The organism is Actinoplanes aureus, assembly GCF_015704865.1.
Lineage (GTDB): Bacteria > Actinomycetota > Actinomycetes > Mycobacteriales > Micromonosporaceae > Actinoplanes > Actinoplanes aureus.
The window spans coordinates 2,797-5,097 of the sequence record NZ_JADQTO010000043.1 but is presented as its reverse complement, the minus strand read 5'-3'; the positions used below and the strand labels follow the sequence as shown (position 1 = coordinate 5,097).

2 protein-coding genes are annotated in these 2,301 nt (G+C 63.2%); one reads left to right on the top strand and one right to left on the bottom strand.

Features of this window, described 5'->3' with window-relative positions; genetic code table 11:
- Nucleotides 1-334 precede the first annotated feature (334 nt).
- Nucleotides 335-904, bottom strand: coding sequence for a riboflavin biosynthesis intermediates N-glycosidase (ybiA, locus tag I4J89_RS45515; protein WP_196420470.1), 570 nt, complete (start codon nucleotides 902-904; stop codon nucleotides 335-337).
- Nucleotides 905-1,468: 564 nt separating this feature from the next.
- Here ybiA and I4J89_RS45510 point away from each other — a divergent pair.
- Nucleotides 1,469-1,777, top strand: a complete 309-nt coding sequence (locus I4J89_RS45510; RefSeq protein WP_196420469.1) for a hypothetical protein — start codon at nucleotides 1,469-1,471, stop codon at nucleotides 1,775-1,777.
- Nucleotides 1,778-2,301: the final 524 nt, after the last annotated feature.

The window sequence follows — 2,301 nt, the reverse complement described above, 5'->3', positions numbered from 1 at the left end:
CGGGATAGTCACGGCCCTGAGGGCCGATGGGGCCTACTCGATGTCGCTGGACGGTGGGGCGACGTGGTCACCGATCTCGGTCCCGGCGCCGTAGCTCGGCCACTCGGCCCGAAGGTAGAGGACGCGCTTCGGTGATTGTGGTCGTGCCTCAGGCCGCTGTTCAGGTTGGGCCTCGATGCTGGCTCTGGCACGTCCGGATCCATCTTGCGAAGATCAACGCACTCTCGTCGGCAGATCCGGATGTCGAGCACCCGTGACCCGGGCTACGGCGCGTGACGTGCTCGTTGGCGGCCGGCGCGTACGGACGGCGGCAGATCCGTGAACTCGGCGTCCGCTACCGCTCCGGCTCCTCGTGGAGGACGTCGCGCACTTGCATGAGCGCAAACCCGAGGAGGTTGAGGCCTCGCCACCGAGCCGGATCGGAGGCGGCGGGGTCGTCGCGGGTCAGCCCGATGCCCCAGATCCGGTCCACCGGGCTGGCCTCGACGAGGACCCGCCGTTCGGTGCCGAGCAGGAACGCGCGCAGGTCGGCGTGTTGCCCGAACTTGGCCAGGTTGCCGGCCACCACGATGGCGAAGCGGTGCTCGTCCCAGGTCTGTTGATCGAAGCCGGCGACCCGGCCGCCGAACGCCTTGGCCGCGTGCGGGTGCGGGGCGGCGAGAACCCGCTCGGCCATCGCGTCGTCACCGAAGAGGGTGCCCTTGCGCCACATCATGTAGTGCTCTGCGGTGGCGAACACGATCCCGTCGGCGGTGAATGGCGCCGGCCACCATTGACTCAGGCATCCGGCGCCGATGCTGCCGTCGCGCTCCGGCTGGTGCCCCCAGAAGAACAGGAACTTGATCCGATCTCCCCGCGCCCGCGCGGCGACCAGATCAGTGACGGTGCGAGACGACCCCAGCATGATCGCGAGTTTGCTCGACCACGACCGCAACACGCCACAGATTTTGTCCGCAGCGGAGCGCGGATGGCATGACCGGCTTTCGCCCGGCCGTAACGGATGCTTGACGCCTCGGCGCGTCTGGCAGCAGATCCGTACGGGCACGCCTCAGCGCACTGGATCATGAGATGCCTACCCTGTAGGAGTGCCGGGTGACGTCCCCTGTCGTGAAATTCTCCCCGAGCGATGGCCGCCGCCCGGCACCCTACGGTTGGTACGGCGAGCACTCAGCGCGCTATCAGCGGCAGATGAACACGTCGCGGTGGCCAACTGGGTTATTACCTGGTCTTGCCGTCGAGACACCAGGTCCTCAACCGTCGCCCGGCACCTGGTTGCCGACGGATTGCCGATTCGGATGGTGGCGTTCGAGTAAGCGGCTGTATACAGTGAAGCTGGCGCGTCACAGCGCCAGGCTGTTGAGCTCTCCCGGATCGGAGCCCATCTACGGCTGAAGGGTCTATGGCCCAGTGGTTGACACAACGTCGAATCCTGATGTCGATGGCCGGGCTTCGGATCTAGGAGACGTCCGTGTCCAGTATCCCACTCTACCTGCGTTTTGCTATTTTCCAGAAGAAATCAATAGTTATCCTTATTGCGCACCTTCCGATCATTTTAATTTCTATCGGATTGTTGCCAAGTTTACTCTTGGGAGTATTGCTCGCTCCTGCCCGGTACACCGATGCGATCCTAAGCTATATCCGGCAGTTGCGAACTTGGAGTTGCGCGGTCGTTTCGGTGATCAACGAGCCGCAATTGGGGCCGGTTGCGCCGATTGAGGTCGGTTCCAGCGAAGCAAACCAGGCGTGTGAACTGTCGGAGGATCGCGATGCCGCATAGCGCTATGAAGGCGGCCGTCCGTCGCTATGCCCGCGAATTTGGCGTGTCTTACCAAACCCTATTTATCTTGGTCAGACTGCCCTTAGCGAGGGGGACTGTGGCGGCTCGCGACATCGCCGACGGGCGAGTCCGCGTGGAGTTCTGGATCGGTCTCGGGTTGAGATACCGGCGCACAAGTTCCTATCGCGACCCTCGGGCGGCGCCCCAGCCAGAATGGATGCGTAAAGAGCGCCCAGTCCCGTCACGCGGACCCAAGTGGACGAAGAAGACGCTTGCCAAGATCCCTGGAGCAAGTCTTGCGGATAACGGCGATGTTCTCCTCAAGTCCCCTAGGAATCCAAGCCGGCCTCCCCTGCGATTCAGTCAAGAAGGTTGGAGCGAATTTCGGGAAAGCCTCTTGCGCGGAGAGTTCGATGTCGTGTCCTGATGCAGGCAGCTGCATTTCTGCCAAAACTCACGTAGAAGCCTGCAGCGGCTACCCCGTCGCATCAAAGCTCTCCGCTGCTGTGCACTCACATCGGCAA